This is a genomic window from Flavobacterium cellulosilyticum, assembly GCF_004349355.1.
GTDB classification, from domain to species: Bacteria; Bacteroidota; Bacteroidia; order Flavobacteriales; family Flavobacteriaceae; genus Flavobacterium; species Flavobacterium cellulosilyticum.
This window is the reverse complement of sequence record NZ_SMFK01000005.1, coordinates 27,121-45,300: the sequence shown is the minus strand read 5'-3', so window position 1 is coordinate 45,300 and position 18,180 is coordinate 27,121. Positions and strand designations below refer to the sequence as shown.

Below are 18,180 nucleotides of genomic sequence, written 5' to 3'. Positions count from 1 at the left end.
CGACAATTTTTAAAAATTGTCGGGTTTTTTATTTAAGGTTTTTAATGGTCAAAATAGTAGATTAAAAAGCTGTTGATTTTATCTGAAACGAGTTGATATCCAATACAACACTATCTATTAGAGTTAAGTATTATAGATAACTGGACTTTTGTCCAGTTATCTAACTCATTTTTTTACACTTTCCCTAAAGTATATAACTGCTCCATTGTTGGCGATTTGCTTCCACCAGCTGGTTCTAATGTAATTCCAAAAGCTTCGGCATCCGATGTTTTTTCTACAGCAAATATTTTTGAATCATTAGCTCTAAAATCAGACAATAATCCAATACTGGTTGGGGTAAGTTGCGGTTGTAACTTTAGAGACCAAATTTGGTACACCTTGCCTTTTGGAGGTTCAGGTAATCCGGTAGCATCTACATAAACCACTTCCGTTTCTTTGTTCCAATAAATTTTTGCCGATGACTGAGGTGAAACCGCTTGACCAGCCAACTGGATTACGCTGTTTTTTGTATCACGAACAATAGCCAGAGCCATTTGGGATTCTTTAGTTTTTAATTCTAAACCACTTACGGTTTCTTGCAAAATCATTTTTTCTTTTTGAGCAATTATTGTCTGATTATTGCTGTCTGACAATTGGGTGTACTGATAACCAATTCCCAATAAAAGAGCCACAGCTGCAGCCCAACCTATATTTTTCGACCAAGAGCTTTTAGGTTCCATCTCGATTACTTTCGAATATTTCAAACCTAATTTGGCTTTGATTTTTTCAAAATTCTCAGAAGATAAAAACGGCGAAAAGCTAGTCGATAAATTCACGATTCCTTTTTCTATTGAAATAATTTCTTTTTCAATTTCGGGATTTTCTTTGGCGATTTGGTTCACTTCATCGTTTTCAGTCTCGCTGAGTAAACCATACACATAAAGTTCTAAAATACCGGAGTCTATATATTGTTTTGTATCCATTATACTTTTAAATAAGTTCTTAAATCATTTATACAATTTCTATTGTGAGTCTTAACAGTTCCAAGCGGAATTTCCAATTCGTCCGAAGCCTCTTGTTGTGTATATCCTTGAAAGAATAATAATTCGATAATTTGAACACACTTTGGTTTTAACTTCTTTACAAATTCAAGAATCCCAATAGTATCGATCCTATTGTTCTGATTGTTGCTGTCTTCTAATAGATTTACGAAATTTTCGTCAGATAGGTTTTTTTTACTGTTGTTAAATCCTTTAGAACGTAATTTATCAATAGCCGAATTTCGAGCTATATTCAACATCCAAGTATACAATCGTCCTTTGCTTGCACTATAGGAATCAATACTTTTCCAGATTTTTACAAATACTTCTTGTAAAGTGTCCTCGGCATCTTCGGTTTCTTTTAATAGATTGGAAATTACCGAAAATAAACTTTTCGAATACATGTCATACAGTAATGTAAACGCACGTTCATCCTTATTTAGGATCAACGGTATTAATTCTTCTTGAGTCATTATCATTTGTTTTTTGTTTTTGTTATGAACATATACGATAGAATTCCTTCTTTGGTTTTAAAAATAGTGATTTTTTTTGATGTTTGGTTTTAACCTTTTCAAAATATAAAAATATCATAAAATAGTTATTTTTTACCAGACTCTAAATCAGTTATTTAAAAAATAATTTTGATTTTTTTAACTTTTTTTAAAACCATATCGAAAGCTTCTTCGTAAATCCATTTATAAACAATTAAATTTTATAATCATGAAAAAATCAAAAATTGCATTAGGTCTATCGTTAATAACGATTACAGGTCTAGTATTTATGGCAGCGGATCACGCAGATGCTCCAGCGGTAACAGGTAATGCGGCGGACATTACAGATGTATATGCTTTTCAAGGACAAGACACCAATAATATGGTATTTGTGGTAAACACTCAAGGTTTATTGACTCCAAATGCAACAGCTTCAGCTGCATTTAATGAAAACGTAATGATAGAAATTAACATTGATAACAATGGTGACAATGTAGAAGATTTAGTGATTCAAGCGATCAAAAGAAATAACAAAATGTATTTCTTTGGCCCAGTTGCTCCAGGAACTCCAGGTATTTCAAGTATGGTAAAAACAAATGCCATGTCAGGAAGTGTTGACATTTCTAAATACGGTAGTGCACCAATTATTGCTACTGAAAACGGAATGAAATTTTTTGCCGGACCAAGAGACGATCCCTTCTTTTTTGACTTAGGTCGTTTTAATTCAATTTTAGCAGGATCAGCACCTGGATTTAATAACCCTGGTACAGACACTTTTGCGGGTACTAATGTATTAGCAACAATTGTTGAAGTACCAAAATCATTATTAGGTTCTTCAGCTACAATCAATGTTTGGGCAGAAACTAAGAAAAAACAATAATTTAAAATTTAAAGACAAAAAAGATGAAAACAAATAAAATTACACTAGTAAAATTATCTCTAATTGCAGTAGCAGCAGTATTTGTAAGCTGTGACAACAAAGGAGATTCGATGGATGCTGCGAGCCTTGATTTTTCAGGAACTTATATACAACAAGATCAAATGGCTAGACCAGCTATCAATACGGTTTTTATAGCTTCAGGGGCGCCAAAAGATGCTTTTAATTCGGCTATTCCTACTAAAATGGGCGCTTCTTATCAAGGAGTTTTTCAATCGAGATTAATGGCTTTAAACGCTAATTATACTACTAATGCATTGGGACAAACTGCTGCACAATTGACAGGTTTATTGGCAACCGATGTTTTAGGTGTTGATAAAACGAAAAAGACTACTTTTTTTGACGGAACAAATATCCTTACTGGACGTGCTCTTGCCGATGATGTAATTGATGTAGAATTACTTTTAATTTTTGGTGGTCCAACAGGTGGTTCTAATGCTGGACTTACTTCTGATCATGTAGATAAAAATGACAAAGATTTTACTGCTGGATTTCCATACTTAGCTTCTGCTTGGTAAAATCATTATTTCAGAGCGTGTTGGGAAATGCGCTCTGATATTTTACAACAACAACAACAACAATATCAATATCAATTGTAATGTCAATTGCAATAGCAACAACAAACAAACAAACAAACAAACAACTACAAAATGAAAACACTATCAAAAATATTCGTCTTACTACTGGCATCTTTTACGGTGTTGAGTTGTAATGAAAAAAATAAAAACATCATTGTTCAAACAGATTACAACGACTTTTTATATGTAAAGGACAATAAACCACGTGATTTTGCTCAAGGCGAAATTGATTTTTGGCAACAAAAGTTTGATAAAGACCCAGAACAAATCAGTTATTTGAGTCTTTTGGCATCTAATTATTCGAAGCTTTTTGAAAATACAGGTAATGTCAAATACTTATATAAAGCGGCAGAATTATTGCTAAAATCGAATGAAACCTATCATTATACCAAAGTAGGTACAATTCGATCTTTAGGCAGAAATTATATTTCTCAACATCGTTTTAAGGAAGCTTTAGTTTTAGCAAACAAAGCTTTGAAAATTGGAGAAGGAATGAAAGAAACTCAAAAACTTCTTTTTGATGTTCAAATGGAATTAGGAGATTATAAGAATGCTGAGAAAAATTTGAAAGCACTCACAGATAGTTCCGACTTTGATTATCTGATTCGCGTTTCTAAATGGAACGATCATTTGGGCGATTTGAAAACAGCCATTTCATTAATGGAAAAAGCAAATGATGTAGCTGTCAAAAACGATAATAAATCCTTGAAAATCTGGACGTATTCCAACCTTGGAGATTTGAATGGACATGATGGAAATATTCAAAAGTCCTATGACTATTATTTGAAAACCTTAGCTGAAGATCCCAACAACACTTATGCCCTCAAAGGAATTGCTTGGATTGCTTTTTCTTATGAAAAAAACTCAGTCGAGGCGAATAGAATTATTGATGTGATTTCACAAAGACATCATACCCCTGATTTTTATTTGCTCAAAGCACAAATCGCTGAATATGAAAATAACGATACCGCCCAAAAAGAAAATTTAGCGTCTTATTTCAATATGCTCCAAACAATTAATTATGGTGCCATGTATAATAAATACAATGCCTTATTGTATGCAGAAGACAAATCGACTGCAGCTAAAGCACTTGAAATTGCTAAAATTGAAATTGATCACAGGCCAACACCTGATTCTTATGATTTATTAGCTTGGTCTTATTATAAACTTGGTGATGCCAAAAAAGCATTGGCTATTTCAGAAAAACATGTCGCTGGAAAATCATTTGAACCCAAACTAAATTATCATTTAGCTACCATTTATAAAGCCAATAATAAAAAGGAAGCAATCGCACCCATTAAAACAGAATTGCTAAAAAGCACTTTTGAATTAGGACCCAATTTGGAAAAGAAAATAATTAGTTTGTAAACTCAGTTAGTATAAAATTTTATAAGTCTTTAAATGTCAGTGTATTGTAATTTATACTTTTCCTGCAAGGTCTTTTTTCGACCTTGTAGGTATTAGGATACACCAAAAAATACTTACATAGTTTTGGAAACCTTGCAGGATTTTAAAACCAATTTCAAATCAACTTTAAAAAAAACAGCACTCAGATTTAAAGTATTTCAATTTATAAGCCTCTGTTTTCTAAATTTTTTATTTCAAATCCAATTTCATGAAATTATATAGCCCCATTTTTTTTCTTTTCTTGATTTCGACCTATGCGCAAACTCAAAAAGGGTTGGTTAGAGACTCCATAGGAAATCCTATTGAGAATGCGTATATCATCAATGATAATTCGCAAACACACGCTCATACCAATGAGTTTGGAAGTTTTACAATCGATAAGACGACTATTGGTGATGTATTGAAAGTTTCTTCTTTAGGGTTTAAAAAGAAAAGCTACATACTAACTTCTAGTGATTTGATTATTGTTTTAGACAATGGAATTTACAATTTAGAAGGAGTTGTGATTCAGCCTAAATTGAATGCTATGAATGTCATTTCGAAAATGGATTTACAAACGACACCCGTAAATTCGTCACAGGAAATATTACGAAAAGTACCAGGATTATTCATAGGTCAACATGCTGGTGGCGGCAAGGCAGAACAGCTTTTTTTACGCGGTTTTGATATTGATCACGGAACTGACATAGCCGTTTCAGTCGATGGGATTCCTGTAAATATGCCCTCTCATGCACACGGACAAGGCTATGCCGATCTGCATTTTGTGATTCCGGAAACGGTAGAAAAAATAGATTACGGAAAAGGAACCTACTATGCCAACAAAGGGGATTTTGCCACAGCAGGTTATGTTGATTTTAAAACTCGTGATCGTGTAGAAAACAGCAGTGTTAGTATAGAAGCGGGACAGTTCAATAGTTTTAGAACGGTTGGAGTTTTTAATCTAATGGATAAAAATAAGCATCAAAATGCTTATTTGGCCACTGAATATATTATGACCGACGGTCCATTCGAAACACCACAAGATTTCTCAAGAATTAATGTGTTTGCAAAATACACAGCGATTCTAGCCGACAATAGTAAATTATCGGTTATTGCATCCAACTTTTCAAGCAAGTGGAATGCTTCAGGTCAAATTCCCCAACGATTGGTTGATGATGGAACGATTTCAAGATTTGGCGCAGTAGATGCTACCGAAGGTGGAATAACTTCCAGAATGAATGTGAATACTAGTTTGTTAAAGCGAATTGATGAAAATACTTTTATAAAATCCAATGTGTTTTTTTCTAAGTACAATTTTGAATTGTATTCTAATTTTACTTTTTTCTTAGAAGATCCAATAAACGGCGATCAAATTCGTCAAAAAGAGAATCGAACTATATATGGCTTTAATTCGGAACTAAATAAGAAAATCAATAATTCGGTATATCAATTGGGTTTTGGACTTCGAGCCGATGCTACAAAAGATACCGAGTTGTCACACACCTTAGGTAGGTACACAACATTAGAACAGTTGAAATTGGGAGACATCAACGAAACCAATATTTTTGCTTATCTCAATGCAGAGTTAGAATTGGGTAATTTAAAAATCAATCCGGCTATCCGAATTGATTATTTTAAATTAGAGTATCAAGATAAACTAGCAGCTGCATTTGGATCTCAAAGCGAAATTAAAATGAAGTTTTCGCCTAAACTGAATTTTATTTATACTGCAAATAACAATGTACAATTCTATTTAAAATCGGGTCTTGGTTTTCATTCCAACGATGCAAGAGTTGTCGTAACGCAGAAATCGAAAGAGATTTTGCCAACAGCATTTGGTGCTGATATTGGAACAATTTTCAAACCATTTCCTAAATTATTGATTAATTCGGCAATTTGGTATTTGTATTTGCAACAAGAATTTGTTTATGTTGGCGATGCAGGAATTGTAGAACCAAGCGGAAAATCACAACGATTGGGATTTGATTTAGGATTACGATATCAATTGGCATCTTGGCTGTTTGCTGATTTTGATTCCAATTATGCTCACGGAAGAAAAATTGACGAAGGTAATGGACAAGATTATATTCCACTAGCGCCAAGTTTTACAACAACTGCGGGTATAAGCATTACTAATTTAAAAGGTTTTTCTGGAGGCATTCATTATCGTTTTTTAGATGATCGTCCTGCAAATGAAGACAATTCAATTGTAGCCAAGGGTTACATGATTACGGATGTAAACCTAAATTATGAATATCAAAACATCACTTTTGGAATAGCGGTGCAAAATCTATTTAATACTAAATGGAAAGAAACTCAATTTGCTACAGAATCAAGATTGCAAAAGGAACCAAACGGTGTCGAAGAGATTCATTTTACACCTGGAACCCCATTTTTCTTAAAAGGAAAAATAGCCTATAAATTTTAAATTTTGTTTTTGTTTGATAATAGAAATATGGATTTTGTTGTTTAATTCCTCTATTATCGTTGTTAGGAAGCTCAATGGTTTACGCCATTGAGCTTTTTAAATACTACTAAAAAGATAAGAATTGCTCAAGTAGTCTTCTATTCCTGTACTGAATTTATCTTAACCGTAACTTTTCTCCTTGTTATTTGAAATTAAATACAGCACTGGAACCTTTTATTCTTCACATTTTTCCTCTGCTTCTAATAGGGTTGAATCATTGTTCTTGGTAGGGAATATTTTCGAAACGATATATCCTGCGATCATTGCTAAGGCAAAAGAGGGTGCTAAAACATCTAATTCTTTTAAATAGATGCCTATTCCTTCAATATCTATTACCACAAACTTGAATAGTATCACAGACATAAAACCGGTAATCATGGAGGCAATAGCTCCTTTTTCTGAATAGCCTTTCCAAAAAAGAGATAGAATGATAACGGGACAAAAAGTGGCAGCAATTCCTGACCATCCGAAAATCATAATCCAGAAGACTTGTCTATCGGGATACAAGTTGTATAAAAGAATGGCGATGCCCAGTGCTGCTAATGCCATTATGACGGTTACTATTCTAGAAAGGTTGGTTAAATCTTCATCTTTTAAATCAGGTCTGAATATTTTCTGGTAAAAGTCACGTGTAATAGCACTAGATGCAATAATGAGAAGCGAGTCAATTGTAGACATAATCGCTGAAAGCACTATGGCAATGAAGATTGCCACAAGAATTGTAGGTAAGAATTCGTGGGTCATCATGCTTAAAACATCTTCCCCACCATTCCCTAAAACTACTTCTGGATCCTGGCCTTCGGTTGTAAAATAAATTCGAGCCAAAATACCAATCGTCACAGCTGCGGCATCGGTAAAAAGGGTAAAAAGCAAGGCGACCCATTTTCCTTTATCAATCTCTTTTTCGTTTTTAATAGACATGAACCGAACATAAACTTGGGGTGATCCTAAGAATCCCAATCCAATCATGGAGAAACCAAGTAGCGTAAATAGATTCATCAATCCATCATCACTTTTGCCCATAATTTGCGTTAGACTTGGGTCAATAGCATTCAAACCTTCGGTGATTCCAGTTCCGTGATCCATAGAGAACCAAACCACTATGGGTAGTAAAACCAATCCGAGAAACATTAAAATCCCCTGAAACATATCTGACCAAACAGCCGCAACAAATCCACCTATAAAAATATAAATCAGCACAATTACAAAACCAATTAGAGCACCAATCCGATAGTCAATATCAAGCATCGATTCGAATGCAATTCCCGTTACATCCATTTGGGATGCGACGTAAATAACAACAAAAATAACCAAGGCTGAAGCCGATATAATTCGAAGGCTATTTGTCGATGATTTAAAATGACTTTCAAGATAATCTGGTATGGTGATGGCTTTATAACCGTCAGATAGCCTTTTGAATCGTTTGGCCATAAATTGCCATGAAATAAAAACGCCAAGCAATTCTCCAATTACAACCCAATAGGCAGAATAGCCAGCCATGGCGCCCATTCCAGTAAGGCCAATTAATAACCATCCCGATTCGCCGGTAGCTCTGGCAGAAAAAGCAACAGCCCAAAAGCCCATGTTTTTTCCTCCAACATAATAATCGCTCATACTTTTGACTCTCCTCGAAGCAATAATTCCGATTAAAAATAAAATAGCGACATAAATTGCGAGGACGATAATTTTTGTAATCATAGTTTTTTTTTAATATTCCTGTGTAGATTGTAATTCTTTAGCGATAGCAATTATTTGCAAATAGTAGTTCCTTGCTAAAAGTGGTTTGATCCCAAAATAGGCTTAATTTTCGGTTAATCCAAATTCACTCAACTACAAAACTATTTTCAAAGTCAGCTAAAAGCCCAATTCTTGCTTACTTGAATTGGACTAAACTCTCGTGAACATTATTCTAAATTTTAATTTTTTATCCAATTAAAATTCATTAGTAGGACTACCACAAAGCATCCTGATGTGTTAAGAGAAATCAAAATTACTAGGAATACCAAATGCGAAGTTCAATAGATGGCAGAACTAATCCACTGTTTTGAGCGCAGCTTTTTGCTCAAAGAAAAAAGTCAAAGTACTTTTAAAAATCACTTTTGTCGTTTGGTTTTATAGCCCCGTATTTTGGTAAAACCCCAACTGAACTTCATTTTTAGCAAGAACACGAATAGCTGTTTTTTCTTCAAAAAAGTCCTTGATTACAATAAAGCAGAAAAAACAACCTCATAAATGTGTTTTAAATATTCTATTTCATGTCATATGGAATAGAATCTTCCCAGTACCAAGGCGTGTAAACACCTCTAATTCCCAATTCCAGCACTTTCTTAAAGATACTCTCTGCATTATCTCTATTAGACATTAATAGAATTCCAAGATGCTTTTCTGGAATTAGAATTGAATAATGCTGAAAGCATTCTCCATGTCCCTCTTTGAAATATCCTTATCTATAACACGCTTTTAAAATACCCCAACCCAGACGATAATCTAAACCTATACTAACATTTTCGTTTGTTTTTTCCAATGACTCTAGTCCGAATTGTTTCTTTGAATTAATCCGAATATTGGGTGCGAACATAAGTTTGGTAATAGCAGAGTTATGTGAGTTCAATTCAATTATTTTTGCTAGAAATTTGGAGTAATCCATGGGAGTTGTCTCCAAAGAACCTGCTGATCATGCTTCATTTCTCGTAACTTTGTCAATTATTTTTTGCGCGTTTGAATTTCCTGAACAATAGTTAAAAGTGTTTTATTTTCTTACTAATGATTTTGAACTTACCATCAAAGAAGTTGCTGATTATTATAAAAGAAGATGGGATATCGAGGTGTTTTTTAGATTCATCAAACAAGAACTAAATGTCAGATATCTTGTCTCGCTCAGAAAAAACGGAATAGAAGTTATGATTTACATGACCTTGAATGTGGTAATGTTTGCTCTGATCTATAAAAAGGCCAATAATCCTGGTTATAAAAAAGCTAAAAGAAGATTTGATTTGGAAATAAGGAACTTATTACTGGAATAATGATTGCATTTTCAGGTGGTGATCCCTCAAAAGTCTTTAAAACATAAGTGGTCGAAATTTCTTCCCACCATTACTATCTCTCAGCATTTTTTTTATAGCTATAATAATAGTTTTCACAACGCCTTATCAGGCCAGAAATCTTTTGGAGAACAATTAAAAATTTTAGCTATTTCATTTAAATACTTAATATTATCCTTAGCATTATTATAAGATGAATGAGTATCACCTGTAAAACTGATGTCTTTATTTAATTTTAGAGTTAGTTGTTCTTAGGTAAGATTATTGGATTCTCTTATTTCTTAAACCCTTTGAATAGCGAACTTTTCTATTTCTATTAAGTTATTTTCCAAATAATACAAATATACAGTAGACATTTTATTTTCATATAATTATAAAAACATAAGTTCGTAAACAGGGATCTTTTCGGTGATATTACTTTTCGCATAATAACAAAAGAGCGCACTTATTAAGTATCGCTCTTTTATTTTGGGCCAGTTTTTTATTTTTTTAATAAATTAAATAAATAAAAAGAACCCTATAAAAATGAATGCAGATGTTTTTTTAACCTGGATAACTTTTACTTACACAATAAATAAATTGGCAATAGCAACCGTTTCTTGGGTTGTTAATGGCTCGTCATAAGCTTCTGATCCTGCAGCTGCACCAAATAATGCGGCTGTGTTATAACCTGCTTGGGTTGTAAGTTCTTCACCGTTATAAACAGCTTGAGTCGCTGCCGGCATTCCTGCTCCTCTTTCATTTAATGTAATCCAACCTTTGAGTCCCCGTAATCTTCTTACTTCAGAAGCATGTCGAGCTTCAACCGAGTGAATTTGCAAAGCCGCTGTCAATAAATCAGGTGTTGAAATTAAATTTGCGGCTTGTCCTTTATAAGCTCGTACGCCTGTGTCTTCAAAAGCTTGTGCCAAAGCCAGAAACGTTGGATAATCATTAAACGGGGCAAAAGCTCCGCCAACTGTAAAGTCAAAAGTAGGCTTTGCTACAAAATTCGGGCTTCCAATCCCACCTAATCCATTGATTAAAAAACTAACATGATCTGTTTCATGGTCAGAAATCTGCATGAAAACTTTTTCATCTCTTCCACCTTTAGGGATAACACCCGATTCTAAGCCCATAATATAAAACTCTTTTTCTAGGTATTCTAATGTCAGAGCAAGTTGCAGGGCGCCGATTGGCGTACTTGGCGTTGGGGTAATATCTGCTGCATAGGCAGAATTTGTCAACGATGACAGTCCGAATGGAATGGACGCCAATGCTAAATTTTTCCCCAATTGACTAAATTGTCCAAAACTTTCTCTTCTGGAGCCTTTATTTTGCATTAAACTTTCATTAGCAAAAGACTCTATAAATTTTAATATGTTCATAATTTCTATAATTAAATGGTTTATGGTAAGTATAAGGCGGTAAAATTAGTTGTGATAAATCCCCCTGCTATTGCAAGTACTTCTGAAGGATTTTTCTTTACGTCAAGTCCTGTTGTAGGATTAACCACATCATCTCCAGCAAAATCTTTAGAGTTAGGGTTGATTAGACTTCTTATCGCAGAGGCATGTCTCGCTTCAACAGAAACTATTTTTCCAGCTAATAGCAAATAACCAGGGTTTGAGATTAATCTTCCTGCGCCGTTATAAGCTGCAACTCCTGTATCTTCTAGGGCTTTAGCAGTAGCTAGAACCTGATCGCGATTGCTGAAATTTAAACTTCCATAATCAAAAGCTAAATTAGGAAGTAATTGGCTTGTTGGATTTGGAAGAGCACCACTCAAAGCCGCTTTGAAGAATTCTCGGTGAATGACTTCATGGTGGTACAAATCAGTCAGCACCTGTTGGTCTTCAGCTGTAAAATTTGTTGTAAAACCATTGGCATTTACGACTTTAGTATAAAAATCGGCCTCTAATTGTTCCAAAGCATACGCATAGGTCAAGACACCTAAATCGTTCCCCCCTAAATCAAATACACCATCTTTTATGCCAGGGAAATGACCACCACCATATTTTGATTTTAAATTACTATTGCTAGCACTTGCAATGACATTCTCGTCATTATTACAACCCGCTAACAATAAACCTGTGCCCACAATAGTGAGTCCACTAATCTTGAGGAATTTCCTCCGGTCTGTCAAGGAAGGTTGTACTTCTTGAATCTTTACTACATTTCTCATAATTTACATAATTAAAAGGTTATTAATGGTATTAATAAATGATTGTAGTAGGTGTATTAGGTTTGGGAATATTAAATCTTAAATAAATAACACTCAAATGGATTAGGATTATAATTATTTGTCGAAGTTTAAACTTTTGCTATTAATTATTGTTTATAATTTCACTCATTTTCCCCCGTTTTTTTTCATTTTCTTCATTACATCTTCTTTGGTCAATCCTGTGGTATTTATGTCGGGATCGGCGGTGTTTTCCTGTGTTGAAAAAGAAAGTTTTTGCATATAAATTGGGTTCCCTCCATTCATTTTTTCTTTTACAATATCTCCATATGCTTTTCGTGCTTCTTCAACAGATTTTTTGCCTGTAATAATATCATGAGCCAGATTTAATGCTAAAAAGTTATTTCCTTCTTTATCACAGCGTGCGCTCATGGTTCCTTGTGTACGGTCAAATGTCACGCTTCCATCAAATTTAGCGAGTTCGCCCATTATATCCATGGGCACTTTGTAGCTTATGGTAGTCTGCATCATGTCTGTATGCTCAATGGGGAAATTATGTTTGGTTTCTTTTTTATTAATGCAGATTTTTTTCCAAACGCCTTTGTTCATCCAAATCAGCTCGTTTTTTGTGATACCATCGGGTTTGCCGTATTTGTCCGTGATTTCTTTTACCGCCATACGTGAGGCTTCTGGCCAGCCATTTAAATCGGGCATCATGATGACTTTTTTATCTTTAGACATTTTATTATCCTGTGCTGATAATTTTCCCAATCCTGCTATGAGAATCAGCGAAAGAATCGCTACTGCTTTTTTCATTTTGGGTGTTTTTTTTATTGTTTGTGAATACTATTTTAAAAATTATTTACACTTTTATTTTGTGACTTTAACTGGAGCACAAATCTTCCCTCTATATTATATCTTCGTCGGCGGTATTGGTTGCTTTGGAATTGATAAAGGTTAGGCAATTTCATAGAACAGGTGACTAATGCCCTGCAATAATTTTGTATACTTAATCTTTTTTACTAAGCTAGATTTGGGATTTTAAGCTTTTTTTCAAAAATCAGGTTATGGGAACTAAAATTTCAAATTTTTACTTGAACTATCTTTCTGCTCATTCCAATTTCCTTTCGGAGTTTTTATTTTTCTTAGTGTAAATTAACATTATATCGTTGTCTTTTCTAAGGTATTCTTTCTGGAAAAAAAAACGATTCTTTCAAATAGCTACTTTATTGATAACTCGTTTTTTCGTGTTTTCAATCACATTTAGTTTAATTCTGGAAGCTCTGCTTTGAAAAAGGAAAGTTTGAAAACCTGGGTTTTCATCAAACTAAAAAGTCAACTTTTGGTAGATTACTACCTGAGCTTGCCCCAAAGTAATTTATTAAAACTTGTATTTAGCCATCGTTACAAAATCAAGTTCTATTTTAATGCCTTCTTTATTTCTGAAGCTGCTTGTAATAAAGCTGATTTAGTTCCGGGAATTGTACTTATTGGATTTAACAACCCCCAATCGTGGATCATTCCATTATAACGTGTTGCAGTAACTTTCACCCCTGCTTCGTCTAATTTTCGGGCATACGCTTCGCCCTCATCTCTTAAAATATCATTTTGTGCAGTTTGCACCAATGCTGGCGGCAATCCTTTCAACTGGCTGCTTGTAGCTTGCAAAGGAGAGGCATAAACTTCTTTACGTTCTTTGGGATCAGTTGTATAATTGTCCCACATCCACATCATTAAATTTTTAGTCAGGAATCGATCCTTGGCAAATAAGTTATAGGATTCTGTTTCAAAATTAGCGTCGGTAACGGGCCAAAATAAAACTTGTAATTTAATAGTCGGCCCTTTTTTTTCTTTAGCCATCATTGCAACCACCGTAGCCATGTTTCCTCCAACACTGTTGCCTGCAACTGCTAGTCGTTTTCCATCAACTCCAATTTCATTTCCATGTTCAGCTACCCATTTTGTAGCATTATACGCTTGATTAATAGCGACCGGGTAATGAGCTTCAGGAGATGGTGAATAGTTAACAAATACTGCCGCTGCGCCAGATTCCACCACTAAATCTCTAACCATTCGCTGATGGGTAGGAAAATCTCCAAGAACCCAACCACCACCATGGAAGAACATAAATACCGGCAATGTGCCTTTTGCATTTTCAGGTTTAATGATGTTTAGTTTAATATTTTGACCATCCACAACAATTATTTTCTCGGTAACAATTATTCCAGACATATCAACTTTTACAGATGATTGTAAGCCACTCAGCACTGCTCGACCTTCTTTAGGTGGCAATTGTTCTATAGGCTTGCCAGTTCCTGAATTAAGGACTTTCAGAAACACTTTGATATTGCTTTCAATGTGCGGATCTTGTGAAGCATCTTTTGTTTGTGCAGCTACTTCACCAGAAAAAGCAATCGCTAATAATAATGTCCCGACTTTTTTTAGTTTTGATTTCATATTATGTGTTTTAAAATATAATGGTAGAGATACAATCTGCAAATAAATTCAATGGAATAAAAAATCAGAGCTTTTTGTAACATTCAATTACAGGATATGAATTCTACACAAAACTTTTTTTACGGTGTTTTCAAAGATTAAATGGCATTACTAGGATCGATTTTGGCTTTTCAAGCATTTTTTTTCAAAAATTAAGTAGACATCACATAAAAATCCAAATTTTTGATGGAAGTATCTTTTTGCTGTTTCCTTTTTACTTTTGGTTTTTTTTTCGAAGATTAAATTTATAAAAAAAAACGACTCATCAATTTGGTTTACAGATAATTAACAAAAAATTAACTGCGTTTGGTCATTGACTATGAAAAGAAATTCCTTTTAAAAAAAAGCACAACTCTTTCAAACAACTCTTTCAAACAACTCTTTCAAACAGCTCTTTCAAACAGCTCTTTTTGAAAAATCACTTTTGTAGTTTGGTTTTATTGCCAATTATTTTGGTAAAATCCTAACTAAATTTCATATTAATCAAGTACACGATAAGCTGATTTCGAAGGATTAAACCGTCTGAAAGCACTGAATTTGATATGAAGTAAAAAACCTTTTTTAACTAATGAACCACTAATTTCTTGTAGGATTTGTTAGCGGTTCGTTGTCATTATTTGTCGACTGTGTAATTCAGTTCAGTTACACCAGAAGTAAATTGTCGAGTGGTCAATAGTTTTAGTTTTATTTTGTCTTTGATGTCTACAAACAAAGGAATGCCTTTTCCAAGAATAATTGGATTAACAAAAAGCCAGTAGCCGTCTATTAAGTTCTGTTGAATAAGTGAATGTGTTGCAGTCGCGCTACCAAAAAGCAAGATGTCTTGACCTTGCTGATTTTTTATTTCATTAATGTTGTTCGAAAGGTTTTCGCCAATAATTTTTGTGTTAGTCAAACCCGCATCTTTCATTGTTTTTGATAAAACAATTTTATGAACTTTGCTATACCATTTTGAATGTTCAATGTCGTGCTTGGTCGCAGTCGGCTTGTCAGCTGCGGTAGGCCAATAATTTTCCATCATCTGATAAGTTACTCGTCCATATAATGCCGTGTTGCCTTCGCTTATCCGCTTACCGACATAATCAAAAATTTCTTCATCCACTTTTATCCAGTCCATTTCTCCGTTCGGTCCTGATACAAAACCGTCAAGTGAAATGTGCATAAATGAAATTATTTTTCTCATTATTTCTATTTTTTATTGTTGTCTATAGATTGATACACTCCTTTTATAATGACTGCTATTTTTTTCACACCTTAGGCCCATTCACAAGCTTGAAAACGGCTGTTTCATCTAAACGAAAATACGATAAAAAAACGATTTTTAAACTAAAGTTAACACTTGATAAATTATATTTATTGTAGCTATTGTTGTTCTATTTATCCGCCTTTCAAACATTATAATTACACTTCAATCACAAAAATATTAAATCAAGAAACGTTTATCTAGAATCAAAAATATTTTAATAATAGAGCCCTAGATTCTATTAAACTGCGCGATGGGTTCTGTATTTTTTCTTGATACTTCATGTATGATCTTTGACGTTAATTGTACTATATTTGTGTACTGATCTTTATTTTTATAAAATAATTGATTTATGAAACAGCAAGGAATATATATTGGTGCCGAAGGTAAATTAGCAAATTACGATATTCAATGTACCCAAAACCAAAAGCGACCACTCGTGGTATTTTGTCATGGATTCAATGGATTCAAAGATTGGGGCGCATTCAACTTGATGGCGGATTACTTTGTGCTAAACGGGTTTCAATTTGTAAAATTCAATTTTTCTCATAACGGCACCTCCCCGGAGCATCCAATGGATTTTGTAGATTTAGAAGCCTTTGGTAGGAATAATTTTGAAAAAGAACTTTTGGATATCGAGGCTTTGATAGTCAAACTAAAAAAGGAAAGTTTTGCAGACTGCATCGATTTTGAGAAACTATTTTTAATAGGGCATTCTAAAGGTGGAGCAACGGCTCTGGCGTATACGTTGGCACATCCAAAAATTAGTACTTGCGCCACATTAGCTGGAGTGCTAGACCCCATAGCTCGATATGGAAAAGCGAAAGATACCCAATGGAAAGAAAAAGGAGTGAAATTTGTCCTCAACGGAAGAACAAATCAAAAAATGCCGATGTATTATCAATTGGTCGAAAACACACAGAAAATAAAAGACAAATTGGATATCCGAAATTTACTGAAATCCGATAAACGAAAATTTCTTTTTATCCAAGGTGGAAAAGATGAGGCGGTTCCTGTTTCGGAAGTAAATTTGGTAAAAAACCTCCCCAATTGTACCGTCTTTATTATTGAAGATGCCAATCATGTTTTTGGTGCATCCCATCCGTACACGAGTTCCGATTTACCTGATGATCTGCAAAATGCCTTGAGCCAAATTACAAAATTCTTTGCCTCTTTATAACGGCTTAACATTCCCCACTTTCAATAGCACTAATTTTTCATTGCCTTGGAGGTTCGGGCATTACACCTAATTGTTGTAACAACCCAATAGTATCCATAATTATCCTGCTTTCCGAAAATAATTCATTTCTCAGCACATCGATAACCATTCCCCAAGCTTCAACTTTTTTATTGGTAGGAGGAATACCCATAAAAACTCCATTATGTGTTCCTTTCCATACAAATCGACTGACTACCTTTTCGTCTTCTGCAATTTGTTCAAGCATTGTCCAATTCTTATCAGGAAATCCGATATGCATTGAGTTTATAGCAAATTTAAGTCCTTCTCTTCTTGGACTTTGACCAGGGAAGGGTTCAAATTAAATAAAGTCTACTGACACCATTTTATCAATTGCATCCAGATTTTGTCTGTTAATGACCTCCTCTATAAAAGAGTTCATAAACTGTTTGTTAGTTTCTTTTGTCATTATCTAAGTATTTAATTGTTTATAATATCAAGAAATGAATACTAACCTCTTGTCTCCAGCAGCAGTTGTAAAACGAGGGACTAATTCTCTTTTAATAAGATAAACATTTTCTAGCAGAAAATCGATTCCAATTTTATTTCCATTTGCAGTTGCAACAAACTACTTTTGGCGGTAGTTTTTATTTCGTTTCAATGTCAATTCCTTTTTGTCCGTTTTCGCCTAAATAATGTTTCAACAAATTTTCGTATAGACTTACTCCTGTGTCAGAGTTGGTGAAAATCAATAGTCCTTTCTTTGATTTTGGGAAAATAAAAAAAATAGTTTGAACGCCATAGTCAGAACCGCCGTGAGACAATGCAAATTCTCCATTACCTAAATCATAAATTTCAAAACCTAAATCAAAATGTTTACCTTTTGTACTTGCTACTTGGTCTGTAGTCATTTCAGCAAATAACTTTTTTGTCCATGCATCACTATTCATCCCACTTACTAAAAAATTGCCGTAATCTTCTATAGTAGTCAATAAATCATCCGCTGCATTTGGTGTTTTATTTTTTCTATTTTCATATGCTTGATGTACGAAACTAAATGAGGTCGCTAATTTCCATTCACGATTTTCTAATTGGCAAACATTTGTGAACTTAGCCATTCCAGCTTGACTTTCTCGTTTTTCAGAAAACATGTGTTCTCCATTTTGAACAGCACCATAAATAAC

15 protein-coding genes and 1 pseudogene are annotated in these 18,180 nt (G+C 34.0%); 6 read left to right on the top strand and 10 right to left on the bottom strand.

Annotation, left to right across the window (positions count from 1 at the left end):
- Positions 1–173: 173 nt before the first annotated feature.
- Together E0F76_RS09750 and E0F76_RS09745 are read right to left on the bottom strand one after the other, a co-directional pair.
- Positions 174–962, bottom strand: coding sequence for an anti-sigma factor (locus E0F76_RS09750; RefSeq protein ID WP_132004902.1), 789 nt, complete (start codon positions 960–962; stop codon positions 174–176).
- Positions 962–1,492 carry an RNA polymerase sigma factor gene (locus E0F76_RS09745; RefSeq protein ID WP_132004899.1) on the bottom strand — a complete coding sequence of 177 codons (531 nt, stop codon included), beginning with the start codon at positions 1,490–1,492 and terminating at the stop codon, positions 962–964. The genes E0F76_RS09750 and E0F76_RS09745 overlap by 1 nt, the downstream gene beginning before the upstream one ends.
- A 247-nt stretch (positions 1,493–1,739) precedes the next feature.
- On the opposite strand from E0F76_RS09745, the gene E0F76_RS19865 reads away from it, so the two are divergent.
- The 4 genes from E0F76_RS19865 (at position 1,740) to E0F76_RS09725 (ending at position 6,839) form a co-directional block, all read left to right on the top strand.
- The gene (locus tag E0F76_RS19865; RefSeq protein WP_132004896.1) at positions 1,740–2,390 is read left to right on the top strand and encodes a DUF4331 family protein; all 651 of its coding nucleotides are present in this window, start codon (positions 1,740–1,742) and stop codon (positions 2,388–2,390) included.
- A gap of 23 nt (positions 2,391–2,413) precedes the next feature.
- Positions 2,414–2,965, top strand: coding sequence for a DUF4331 family protein (locus E0F76_RS19860; RefSeq protein ID WP_132004893.1), 552 nt, complete (start codon positions 2,414–2,416; stop codon positions 2,963–2,965).
- Positions 2,966–3,097: 132 nt separating this feature from the next.
- Positions 3,098–4,393, top strand: coding sequence for a tetratricopeptide repeat protein (locus E0F76_RS09730; RefSeq protein ID WP_132004891.1), 1,296 nt, complete (start codon positions 3,098–3,100; stop codon positions 4,391–4,393).
- Between the two features lie 247 nt (positions 4,394–4,640).
- Positions 4,641–6,839 carry a TonB-dependent receptor gene (locus E0F76_RS09725; RefSeq protein ID WP_132004888.1) on the top strand — a complete coding sequence of 733 codons (2,199 nt, stop codon included), beginning with the start codon at positions 4,641–4,643 and terminating at the stop codon, positions 6,837–6,839.
- 213 nt (positions 6,840–7,052) lie between these two features.
- On the opposite strand, the gene E0F76_RS09720 is transcribed toward E0F76_RS09725, so the two are convergent.
- On the bottom strand, positions 7,053–8,576 hold the full coding sequence (locus E0F76_RS09720) for a sodium/proline symporter (RefSeq protein WP_132004885.1): 1,524 nt from the start codon (positions 8,574–8,576) through the stop codon (positions 7,053–7,055).
- A gap of 1,046 nt (positions 8,577–9,622) precedes the next feature.
- Between E0F76_RS09720 and E0F76_RS09715 the strand changes: the two genes are divergently transcribed.
- Positions 9,623–9,901 (top strand): transposase, encoded by a 279-nt coding sequence (locus tag E0F76_RS09715; protein WP_132004882.1) that lies wholly within the window; start codon positions 9,623–9,625, stop codon positions 9,899–9,901.
- Positions 9,902–10,482: 581 nt separating this feature from the next.
- Here E0F76_RS09715 and E0F76_RS09710 read toward each other — a convergent pair.
- The 5 genes from E0F76_RS09710 to E0F76_RS09690 all read right to left on the bottom strand — a co-directional run bounded on the left by E0F76_RS09710 (position 10,483) and on the right by E0F76_RS09690 (position 15,759).
- Positions 10,483–11,286: a ferritin-like domain-containing protein gene (locus E0F76_RS09710; protein ID WP_132004879.1), complete on the bottom strand. Its 804-nt coding sequence runs from the start codon at positions 11,284–11,286 to the stop codon at positions 10,483–10,485.
- 20 nt (positions 11,287–11,306) lie between these two features.
- Complete coding sequence (locus E0F76_RS09705; RefSeq protein ID WP_132004876.1) at positions 11,307–12,083, bottom strand: ferritin-like domain-containing protein; 777 nt, start codon at positions 12,081–12,083, stop codon at positions 11,307–11,309.
- A gap of 165 nt (positions 12,084–12,248) precedes the next feature.
- Positions 12,249–12,896 (bottom strand): hypothetical protein, encoded by a 648-nt coding sequence (locus E0F76_RS09700; protein WP_132004873.1) that lies wholly within the window; start codon positions 12,894–12,896, stop codon positions 12,249–12,251.
- 603 nt (positions 12,897–13,499) lie between these two features.
- Positions 13,500–14,537: an alpha/beta hydrolase gene (locus tag E0F76_RS09695; RefSeq protein WP_132004870.1), complete on the bottom strand. Its 1,038-nt coding sequence runs from the start codon at positions 14,535–14,537 to the stop codon at positions 13,500–13,502.
- 652 nt (positions 14,538–15,189) lie between these two features.
- Positions 15,190–15,759: a dihydrofolate reductase family protein gene (locus E0F76_RS09690; RefSeq protein WP_132004867.1), complete on the bottom strand. Its 570-nt coding sequence runs from the start codon at positions 15,757–15,759 to the stop codon at positions 15,190–15,192.
- Between the two features lie 412 nt (positions 15,760–16,171).
- Between E0F76_RS09690 and E0F76_RS09685 the strand changes: the two genes are divergently transcribed.
- The gene (locus E0F76_RS09685; protein ID WP_132004864.1) at positions 16,172–16,999 is read left to right on the top strand and encodes an alpha/beta hydrolase family protein; all 828 of its coding nucleotides are present in this window, start codon (positions 16,172–16,174) and stop codon (positions 16,997–16,999) included.
- A 37-nt stretch (positions 17,000–17,036) separates the two neighbouring features.
- Here E0F76_RS09685 and E0F76_RS09680 read toward each other — a convergent pair.
- Together E0F76_RS09680 and E0F76_RS19670 are read right to left on the bottom strand one after the other, a co-directional pair.
- Positions 17,037–17,330 (bottom strand): annotated as a pseudogene (locus E0F76_RS09680) (ester cyclase); the annotation flags it as partial.
- Positions 17,331–17,643: 313 nt separating this feature from the next.
- Complete coding sequence (locus tag E0F76_RS19670) at positions 17,644–18,147, bottom strand: serine hydrolase domain-containing protein (RefSeq protein WP_246022029.1); 504 nt, start codon at positions 18,145–18,147, stop codon at positions 17,644–17,646.
- Between the last annotated feature and the right edge of the window lie 33 nt (positions 18,148–18,180).

Excerpts from the sequence above, each read along its gene's own strand:
- E0F76_RS09690 (WP_132004867.1), bottom strand. The coding sequence starts at position 15,759 with ATGAGAAAAATAATTTCATTTATGCACATTTCACTTGACGGTTTTGTA.
- E0F76_RS09745 (WP_132004899.1), bottom strand. The coding sequence starts at position 1,492 with ATGACTCAAGAAGAATTAATACCGTTGATCCTAAATAAGGATGAACGT.
- E0F76_RS19865 (WP_132004896.1), top strand. The coding sequence starts at position 1,740 with ATGAAAAAATCAAAAATTGCATTAGGTCTATCGTTAATAACGATTACA.
- E0F76_RS19670 (WP_246022029.1), bottom strand. The coding sequence starts at position 18,147 with ATGTTTTCTGAAAAACGAGAAAGTCAAGCTGGAATGGCTAAGTTCACA.
- E0F76_RS09730 (WP_132004891.1), top strand. The coding sequence starts at position 3,098 with ATGAAAACACTATCAAAAATATTCGTCTTACTACTGGCATCTTTTACG.
- E0F76_RS09705 (WP_132004876.1), bottom strand. The coding sequence starts at position 12,083 with ATGAGAAATGTAGTAAAGATTCAAGAAGTACAACCTTCCTTGACAGAC.
- E0F76_RS09685 (WP_132004864.1), top strand. The coding sequence starts at position 16,172 with ATGAAACAGCAAGGAATATATATTGGTGCCGAAGGTAAATTAGCAAAT.
- E0F76_RS09710 (WP_132004879.1), bottom strand. The coding sequence starts at position 11,286 with ATGAACATATTAAAATTTATAGAGTCTTTTGCTAATGAAAGTTTAATG.
- E0F76_RS09725 (WP_132004888.1), top strand. The coding sequence starts at position 4,641 with ATGAAATTATATAGCCCCATTTTTTTTCTTTTCTTGATTTCGACCTAT.
- E0F76_RS09695 (WP_132004870.1), bottom strand. The coding sequence starts at position 14,537 with ATGAAATCAAAACTAAAAAAAGTCGGGACATTATTATTAGCGATTGCT.
- E0F76_RS19860 (WP_132004893.1), top strand. The coding sequence starts at position 2,414 with ATGAAAACAAATAAAATTACACTAGTAAAATTATCTCTAATTGCAGTA.
- E0F76_RS09700 (WP_132004873.1), bottom strand. The coding sequence starts at position 12,896 with ATGAAAAAAGCAGTAGCGATTCTTTCGCTGATTCTCATAGCAGGATTG.
- E0F76_RS09720 (WP_132004885.1), bottom strand. The coding sequence starts at position 8,576 with ATGATTACAAAAATTATCGTCCTCGCAATTTATGTCGCTATTTTATTT.
- E0F76_RS09750 (WP_132004902.1), bottom strand. The coding sequence starts at position 962 with ATGGATACAAAACAATATATAGACTCCGGTATTTTAGAACTTTATGTG.